Here is an 8,232-nt window from a genome sequence, read left to right on the forward strand (position 1 = left end):
GTCGAAAAACCTTGTCCGGACCGCGATCTGCTCGGCTCGGGCTTTCCTGTTGAACAGCGGATCATCCCCGAAATCGACCTCTCCGTCGATGAGGCGAACGAAGGGATCCAGACCAACGGCGCGCACCAGCGGGTCTGCCAGCGGGTCGTCGAGTAGCGCATCCGGTCCCTTCGAGGCGATGGCGCGGGACGCCGCCACCATGGTGGCCGTCGCTCCCACGCTCTGCGCCGGGCCCCAGCTGTCACCGTCGGTGCGGCCCTTGGCGAGCACACCACTGACGTAGAGCACATCGCCCATCCGCATGTCGTCGTCCTCGAGCGGCGCAAAACCGTTGGCGGCGAACAATTCTCGGATGGTGATGCCCTCGAGGGCCCATCCACGCTCGCGCAGGTAGCCGGCCGCTTCGTTGCGGTCGCCGAAGTAGACCAATCCCGCCATATCGAGGTCGAAGCCGTGCGCACGCCAACGCTCGGAGATGGTTTGCATGCGCTCCTTCAACTTGTCCTCGTCGCCGGGCTGGCGCTTGGGGGCGCTTTCGGTGGCGATCCGGCTTCCGGGGGCGCTGAGTTCGGTGATGGTGTCCAGCAGACGGTCCTGCGCCTCGGGTGGGAGGTAGCCAAGCAGACCTTCGGCGCTCCACGCGGTCGGCTGCGCCGGGTCGAATCCGGCGGCACGCAACGCGGCGGGCCAGTCGTCGCGCAAATCGACGGCCACCACGCGCCGCTCGGCGGTCGGTGCCGCACCCAGCTCGGACAGTGCGCGGGATTTGAAATCGATAACCTGCGGCTGGTCCACCTCGTAGACCACGGTCCCGGCGGGCCACTCGAGGCGGTATGCGCGGGCGTCCAACCCGGAGGCCAGGATCACGACCTGCCTGATGCCCTTAGTCGCCGCGCCCAGGAAGAACTCGTCGAAGAATTTGGTGCGCACCGCCATGTTGTCGGCCATGCGCGACATCGCCCCGGCGGATCCCCCGTCCGAGGGCGCGCCGTCATGCACGTCGTTCAGGTCGCTGGGATCCACCTCGCCGGTCGCGAGCCGCGTGAGCAGATCCACGCCAACCGCGCGGACCAGCGGCTCGGCGAACGGATCGTTGATCAGCGGACGCTCGGCGCGGCTGGCCACTGCGCGGGCGGCCGCGACCATCGTTGCCGTCACGCCGACGCTGGATGCCAGGTCCCAGGTGTCTCCCTCGTACCTGGTAGAAGCCATTTTCGCCCCTCTTCGGAAGTAGTTAGGCTAATATTTAGCCGATATAACAAGCCGGTACCACTGTACGCTTCCCGGGTTTCGCGGCAACCTTGACGGATGGCGACGTCGTTGCGGATCGCGGACAAGCGCGTGCTCATCACCGGCGCCTCGTCGGGGCTGGGCGCGGCCCTGGCGCGGCAGCTGGCCGGGCGGCGGGCGGTGGTGGGGCTCACGGCGCGCCGGCGCGATCGCCTGGCGGAGGTGCTGGCCGAATGCCGGCGGACCTCGCCAGGGTCGGCGATGTGGGTGGCCGACCTGGCCGACACCGCCGCGCTCGGCGAGCTGGCCTCGGGGGCGTGGGACGCGCTGGGCGGCATCGACGTGCTGATCAACAACGCCGCCATGCCGAAGCGGCGGCCCGTAACGATGTTGGGGCCGGACGAGGTCGAGGACGTCATGCGGGTCAACTTCTTCGCCCCGATGCGGCTGACGCTGGCCCTGCTTCCGCGGATGCTCGCGCGCGGATCGGGGCTGATCGTCAACGTGTCCAGCGTCGGCGGCCGGCTCGGGATCATCCACGAAAGCGCTTACTGCGCAAGCAAGTTTGCACTGTGCGGATGGAGCGAGGCGATGGCCGTCGACCTGCACGGCACCGGGGTCGCGGTGAAGCTGATCGAGCCGGGCCCGGTCGATACCGAGATCTGGGACCACCCGGGCAGCGAGGAACCGCTCTATCGGGGGCCCAAGGTGCCCGCCGACGAGGTGGCCGAGGGCATCGTCGAGGCCCTGGGCAGCGACACCTTCGAGCACTACCTTCCCGACATGAGGCCCGTCGTCGACGCCAAGAACGCCGACCTCGATGCCTTCATCGCCGGCTCCGCAGCCCTCGATCCGGGCAAGGCGCCGCGATGAGGGCGCTCGTGTACGGGGTGCCCCCGGAGCCGTTTGCGGTGCCCGATGGCGCCAACGCGCTGACGCGCAACCTCTGCCGCACCCCGACCGCTCTGCGGGAGGTGCCGGATCCGCGTCTGCTGCACGACGATTGGGTGATCACCCGACCGCGGCTGACCGGCATCTGCGGCTCGGACTCCAAGCAGATCCTGATGGATTTCGGCGAGGGTGACGCCGACAATGCCATGTCCGCCTTCTGCTCTTTTCCGCAAGTGATGGGCCACGAGGTGGTCGCCGACGTGGTCGAGGTCGGGCCAAAGGCCCGAGGCCTTCGGGTCGGTCAGCGCGTCGTGCTCAACCCGTGGCTGTCCTGCGGGCCGCGCGGCATTGACCCGCCGTGTCCGGCTTGTGAAAGCGGCGACTACAGCCTGTGCGCGAGCTTTGCCGACGGCGACATCAAGCCCGGCATCCACTCCGGGGTGTCGGCCGACGTGACGGGCGGATACGCCGAACTGATGCCGGCGCACGACAGCATGCTGTTCGACGTGCCCGATTCGGTGCCGGACGAGCTGGCCGTGTTCGCCGACCCGTTTTCGGTGTCCCTGCATGCGATCACCCGCCACCCGCCGCCGCACTCCGGTCGGGTTTTGGTGTACGGGGCGGGTTCGCTGGGGTTGTGCGCGCTCGCGATCCTGCGGGCGCTCTACCCGGATGTGGCCGTCGCGATGGTGGCGCGCTTCGGTACGCAGGAGGAGCTGGCGCGCCGGTTCGGGGCGGCGTTGGTGGTGGCGCACGAACCGCGGCCGGCCGTCATCGACGAGCTAGTCGCGTGGGGCGGCGGCCGGCTGCGGAAGCCACTGCTGGGCCTGCCGATGGCGCACCCCGGTGCGGTGGACGTCGTCTACGACACCGTCGGCAAGCCAGAGACGTTCGAAGTCGGGGTGCGGGTCCTGCGCTCGCGGGGGACGCTGGTGAAGGCCGGCGTCCATGCTCCGGGACGGTGGGAATGGAGTCCGTTGTATTTCAAGGAGATCGCCCTCGTCGGCTCGAATGCGTTCGGCATCGAGGAGGTCGACGGCGAGCGCAAGCATGCCATCGCCCATTACCTCGACCTGGTCACCGCAGGCCGGGTGGATCTGCGCCCCATGCTGACCCACACCTTCCCGCTGCATCAGTGGCGCGAGGCCTTCCTCGCGATCGCCAACCAGGGCGAGAGCGGTGCCGTGAAGGTGGCCTTCGACCAACGTCAGTCGGGCCGAGCGGCCCGAAAGTAGGTGAGCCGCCCGATAATCCTTTGTCGGTGCGAGCCCACCTGGGTGCAGTCGAATCCCGCCGCGCGCAGCAGGCGCGGGATCGCGTCGCCGAGGTTGCCCGCCACATGGTGGCTGCGCCGGATGAGCCGCGCCGCCAGGCCGTCGGCTGCGGTCGTGTCGCCGCCGATGTCAACCAGGTGCAGCCTGCCGCCGGGACGCAGCACCCGGAAGACCTCGGCCGCCGCGGCGGGTTTGGCCTCGTCGGCGACGTGGTGCAGCATCATGCACGACAGCACCCGGTCGAATTCGCCGTCGTCGTAGGGCAGGCGTTCGGCATAGCCCTCGTCGAAGCGGATCGCGTCCGTCTTCCGGCGTGCCCGCTGGCGCGCCCGCGGGTCGGGATCACATCCGATCACCTCCAGGTGGGGATGGGAGCGCTTGGCGCGAATGGTGAGATTGCCCGTGCCGCAGCCGATTTCGAGGATACGACGGCAGCCGGTGAGTTCGGCCTGCGTCAGCAGGGCGTCGTGCACTTTTGTCATTCCCAGCAGGCGTGACATCAGGTCGTACGTCGGCAGCAGTGCGTCGTGGCCGGCGGCAGGCAGGTAATCATGTGGATGATGTTTCGTCACGTGCACCATGGTGATCCCCTGGATCAAACGGTAATTGGGTGATCATCGGTAAAAGTTGGACTATTTTTGGTCGCATGACTCGACCGACCCGGTTGGTTCGGCAGCGCGCCGGGGTGCCGATCTACGAGTACCGGACCGACCCCGACACGCCCCCGGTGTCGGTGGTGCGCTCCGGTCCCGAGGATTTCGTCGACCGCGGTCGCCACATCCACGACTTTCCGGCGCTCTGGTACCTTCCCGCGGCGGGGCTGGTCTACGTTGCGGCCGCGGGTCGAGTGCTCGACCCGAGTCGGTTGACGGCTCGTGACGCCGGCGTGGCGGTGTTTTTCGACCCCGCCACCCTGGGCGAGGACGGGCGATCGCCGTGGCCGGCGTGGCGGGCCCACCCGCTGCTGTTCCCTTTCCTGCACGGGCACGCCGGGGGAATCCTGCGCCTGGAGGTGCCCGCGGCGCGGCGGTCGGCGTGGGACGCCGCGATCACGTCAATCGAATGCGAACTGGTCGCGCGGCAGGAGGGCTACCGGCAGGCAACCCTGGCGCATCTCACGCTGTTGTTGATCGACCTCGCCCGGCTCGCGGGTCCGGTGGTGGCCGAACTGCGGCGCGCCGGCGAGCCACTGCTGGCCGAGGTGTTCGAGGTGATCGACCGGCGTCACCCCGAGCCGTTGTCGCTGCGCGACGTCGCCGCCGAAGTCGGGGTGACACCGGGGCACCTGACCACCGTGGTGCGCCGCCGCACCGGGCGCACCGTCGGCGAATGGATCGCCGAACGCCGCATGGCCGCGGCGCGCGGGCTGCTGGCCGAAACCGAGCTCCCGATCGCCGAGGTGGCCAGGCGCGTCGGGGTGCCCGACCCTGGCTATTTCAGCCGCCTGTTCACCCGCACGCACGGCGTCTCACCGCGCACGTGGCGCGGACGGCCGGCCGATGCGGGTCGGCCATCGGTTGCACATGCATGATGCGGTGTCTCGGCGGTCAGCGGGATTCGGTGTCCAGCCAATCAGGCGTTGGCCCGCAAATAGCCGTACACCATGGCGAAGTTGCGGTTGACGCCCTCGGGGATGGGCACGGGACCGCCCAAAGCCCTTGCCCCCCAGACTATTTGCGCGGTCCGCTCGACCAGGGCGGTGATGTGCATCGCCTTGTCCGGTCGAGGCGCGACGGCCACCAGGCCGTGATTGGCGATCAGGGCAGCGCCGCGGCCCTCGAGTGCCTTGACTGCATTCAGGCCAACCTCGGGGGTGCCCGACGCGGCATACTCGGCGCATCGCACGTCGCCGCCGCAGTAGACCGCGAACTCGTCGATGCAGGCGGGAATCGGCTGGTGCGCGATGGCGAACATCGTCGCCCACACCGGATGGCTGTGAATGACGCTGCCGATGTCGTCGAACGCCTGGTAGCACGCCAGGTGCAGCTTCATTTCCGACGACGGCGCCCGACCCTCGGCGGCATGCAGCACGCCACCCTCCGGGTCGACCAAAACGAGGTCGTCGAGTTCCATGTCGCGATAGTCGACCGACGAGGGCGTGATGACGATGTTGCCGTCGGAGCGGCGCGCCGAGATGTTGCCGGCGGTTCCTTCCACCAGGCCGCGGCGCAGCATGTCCTTGGCCGCTTCCAGCACCGCGGTTTCGGGGTTGTCGGTGAATCTCGTGAACTTCATGGGCCGAGCACCTCCGGGTTGACGATATGCGCGGGAGTCTTACCCGCCAGCAGCGCTTCCAGGTCGTCGGCCACCATCTGAGCCTGCCGAGCCTCAGTGTTCCACGTGGCGCCCCCGATGTGCGGCGTCAGCACGACGTTGGGCATGCCGACGAGCGGATGATCGGTGGGCAGCCATTCGCCGACGAAGTGATCCAGCCCGGCGGCGGACACCTTCCCAGCGCGAAGGGCGTCGACCAGCGCGTCGGTGTCGTGCAGCTGGGCCCGGGCGGTGTTGAGGAAGACGACGCCATCGCGCATGGCCGCGAACTGCTCGGCGCCGATCATGCCGACTGTGTCGTCGGTGACCGGTGCGTGCAGCGACACCACGTCGGCCTCGGCCAGCAACTCGTCCAGGCCGTGCCGGGCGTCATCGTTATACGGGTCGTGGGCGATCACCCGCATCCCCAGGCCGGACAGCCGCCACTGCGTGGCGCGGCCGACGGCGCCGAGGCCCACCAGCCCGGCGGTGCGCCCGGCGACCTCCCAGCCGCGCAACCGCTGATAGGGAATGCTGCCCTCGCGAAAGATGTTGCCGCCGCGCACATCCGCATCGGCGGGCAGCACGTGCCGGGTGGCTGCCAGCAACAGCGCCACCGTCAGCTCTGCGACCGCGTCCGCGTTGCGACCCGGGGTGTTGAGCACCGGGATGCCGGCCGCGGTGGCCCCCTCGATGTCGACGTTGTTGGGGTCGCCCCGGGTCGAGGCGACTGCGATCAGGGCGCGCTCCCGCTGGTCGAACACCGGGCCGCGCACCGAATCGCTTTCCACCACAACGACATCGGCGGCCTCGGCCACGATCCGCTCGGCCAGCTGTTCGGCGCTGTAGATCCGCAGCGGGGTCGCCTCGGCTTCCCTTATCCAAGGGTCGTAGATCACGTCGGCGAGCTCGCGGAGCTTGGCGAACCCCGCTCCGCGCAACGGGGCAGTCACCAGGGCGCGCGGTTTTGGCGTCACGGATTTCCATGCTGGCGTACGGTGACGCGCGTGTCACGCGAAGACGTCACAATCGGCATCGACATCGGCAGCACGGCGGTCAAAGCGGTGGCTGCCGACGCCGACGGCCGCGTGACGGCGCGCGTCCGCATTCCGCACGAGCTGCGGGTGCCGGCCCCCGACCGGCTGGAGCACGACGCCGAGGCGGCCTGGCGGGTAGGCCCCTTGGCGGCCTTCGATCAGGTGCGCCAGTCGGCCTCGGGGCACCGCGTCCGGGCGGTGGCGGTCGCGGCGATGGTGCCGTCGATGACCGCCGTCGATTCCGCCGGCACGCCCACGACGCCGGGCCTGTTGTACGGCGATAGCCGGGGCAGGGCCCCCGGCGCGCGAGCACAACCCGCGCCGCCGCTTCCGGCGGCGGGCGAGGCCGCCGAGTTTCTGCGCTGGACGGCCGCGCGGGCTCCGCAAGCCGCCGCGTACTGGCCGGCGCCGGCGGTGGCCAACCACGCCCTGGCCGGCGAGCCCGTGATCGACTTCGCCACGGCCGCGACGGCCTATCCGCTCTTCGACGGGACCGGCTGGGACGCGACGGCATGCGCCGAGCGGGGCGCGACCGTTCAACAGATGCCGCGGGTGGAAACCATCGGGGCGGCGGTCGGTCAGGTGCACGGGACCGGCGCGGCGCTGGCCATCGGTGCCGTCGACGCCCTGTGCGAACAGCTCGTCTCCGGCGCCGACCAGGACGGCGACGTGCTGGTGCTGTGTGGCACCACCCTCATCGTGTGGACGACCATCCCCGAACCTCGGCAGGTGCCCGGCCTGTGGACAATTCCGCGCTTCGCGCCAGGCAAGAGCCAGATCGGCGGCGCAAGCAACGCGGGCGGATTGTTTCTCGGCTGGGTGGACCGCGTAGTGGGACCGGGCGACCCGACGACCGTCGAGCCCCACCGGGTGCCGGTGTGGTCGCCTTACATCCGCGGGGAGCGCACACCGTTCCACGACCCGGATCGTCGGGCCATCGTCGATGCGCTGGATCTCACCCACGATGCCGCCTCGCTGCGCAGGGCCGCCTACGAGGCGTCCGGCTTCGTCGTGCGTCAGCTCATCGAGCTGAGCGGAGCGCCGACATCGCGGGTCGTGGCCGCGGGCGGCGGCACCCGGTTGTCGCCGTGGATGCAGGCCATCGCCGATGCGACCGGACGGCCCGTGCAGGTGTCGGGCGTCGCCGAGGGCGCTGCGCTGGGCGCCGCATTTCTGGGGCGCATGGCGGCCGGTCTGGAAACCACGATCGCCGACGCCGCCCGCTGGGCGACGACCGAGCGCATCGTGGAGCCCCGGCCCGCCTGGGCGGCGCCCATCGAGGATCGCTACCAACGGTTCCTGGAACTGGGCGACCGAAGATCTGGCGCGATACCCCCGGCGGCGTTCTAGGCTTGTGCCATGACCGACCAAGACCGCAAAGCCGCCCGTCGAGAGATCACCGACGCCCTGTTGAAGGCCCTTGAACGTCGGCATGAAGTGCTCGACGTGATGGTGGAGTCCGACAACAGGGCGGCCGCGGTCGAGGCAATCGTCGGTTTGCTCGACGTCTCCCATACCGCCGCCGATGCCGTGATGAGCATGTCCTT

Annotated in this window: 8 protein-coding genes and 2 pseudogenes; 5 read left to right on the forward strand and 5 right to left on the reverse strand. The window is 69.7% G+C overall.

Features of this window, described 5'->3' with window-relative positions:
* Together JO059_RS15435 and JO059_RS15440 are read right to left on the reverse strand one after the other, a co-directional pair.
* Positions 1-297, reverse strand: a 297-nt coding sequence (locus tag JO059_RS15435; protein WP_293320196.1) for a class I SAM-dependent methyltransferase, incomplete at its 3' end; no start/stop codon positions are given.
* Positions 271-1,212, reverse strand: a pseudogene (locus JO059_RS15440) (class I SAM-dependent methyltransferase); the annotation flags it as partial. The pseudogene JO059_RS15440 and the gene JO059_RS15435, both read right to left, overlap by 27 nt.
* Positions 1,213-1,326: 114 nt before the next feature.
* Between JO059_RS15440 and JO059_RS15445 the strand changes: the two are divergent.
* The gene (locus JO059_RS15445) at positions 1,327-2,103 is read left to right on the forward strand and encodes an SDR family NAD(P)-dependent oxidoreductase (protein ID WP_366516218.1); all 777 of its coding nucleotides are present in this window, start codon (positions 1,327-1,329) and stop codon (positions 2,101-2,103) included.
* On the forward strand, positions 2,100-3,356 hold the full coding sequence (locus JO059_RS15450; protein ID WP_293320184.1) for a zinc-binding dehydrogenase: 1,257 nt from the start codon (positions 2,100-2,102) through the stop codon (positions 3,354-3,356). Before JO059_RS15445 ends, JO059_RS15450 begins: the two co-directional genes overlap by 4 nt.
* Here the strand turns inward: JO059_RS15450 and JO059_RS15455 are convergent.
* A complete protein-coding gene (locus JO059_RS15455; protein WP_293320186.1) occupies positions 3,329-3,976 on the reverse strand; it encodes a class I SAM-dependent methyltransferase in 648 nt (215 codons plus the stop codon). The two genes, JO059_RS15450 and JO059_RS15455, sit on opposite strands and share 28 nt — an antisense overlap.
* A gap of 65 nt (positions 3,977-4,041) precedes the next feature.
* Between JO059_RS15455 and JO059_RS15460 the strand changes: the two genes are divergently transcribed.
* Positions 4,042-4,926 (forward strand): helix-turn-helix transcriptional regulator, encoded by an 885-nt coding sequence (locus tag JO059_RS15460; RefSeq protein ID WP_293320188.1) that lies wholly within the window; start codon positions 4,042-4,044, stop codon positions 4,924-4,926.
* Between the two features lie 41 nt (positions 4,927-4,967).
* Here JO059_RS15460 and JO059_RS15465 read toward each other — a convergent pair whose 3' ends face one another.
* Both JO059_RS15465 and JO059_RS15470 read right to left on the reverse strand, forming a co-directional pair.
* A complete protein-coding gene (locus JO059_RS15465; protein WP_293320190.1) occupies positions 4,968-5,630 on the reverse strand; it encodes an L-fuculose-phosphate aldolase in 663 nt (220 codons plus the stop codon).
* The gene (locus tag JO059_RS15470; RefSeq protein WP_293320192.1) at positions 5,627-6,625 is read right to left on the reverse strand and encodes an NAD(P)-dependent oxidoreductase; all 999 of its coding nucleotides are present in this window, start codon (positions 6,623-6,625) and stop codon (positions 5,627-5,629) included. The genes JO059_RS15465 and JO059_RS15470 overlap by 4 nt, the downstream gene beginning before the upstream one ends.
* Before the next feature lie 30 nt (positions 6,626-6,655).
* Between JO059_RS15470 and JO059_RS15475 the strand changes: the two genes are divergently transcribed.
* Positions 6,656-8,035: an FGGY-family carbohydrate kinase gene (locus tag JO059_RS15475; protein WP_293320194.1), complete on the forward strand. Its 1,380-nt coding sequence runs from the start codon at positions 6,656-6,658 to the stop codon at positions 8,033-8,035.
* 9 nt (positions 8,036-8,044) lie between these two features.
* A pseudogene (locus JO059_RS15480) lies at positions 8,045-8,232 on the forward strand (GNAT family N-acetyltransferase); the annotation flags it as partial.

The organism is Mycobacterium sp. (assembly GCF_019247615.1).
In the GTDB taxonomy this organism is placed as follows: Bacteria; Actinomycetota; Actinomycetes; order Mycobacteriales; family Mycobacteriaceae; genus Mycobacterium.

Bases quoted from the DNA above. Each gene is read 5' to 3' on its own strand.
- JO059_RS15455 (WP_293320186.1), bottom strand. From the start codon at position 3,976: ATGGTGCACGTGACGAAACATCATCCACATGATTACCTGCCTGCCGCC.
- JO059_RS15465 (WP_293320190.1), bottom strand. From the start codon at position 5,630: ATGAAGTTCACGAGATTCACCGACAACCCCGAAACCGCGGTGCTGGAA.
- JO059_RS15460 (WP_293320188.1), top strand. From the start codon at position 4,042: ATGACTCGACCGACCCGGTTGGTTCGGCAGCGCGCCGGGGTGCCGATC.
- JO059_RS15450 (WP_293320184.1), top strand. From the start codon at position 2,100: ATGAGGGCGCTCGTGTACGGGGTGCCCCCGGAGCCGTTTGCGGTGCCC.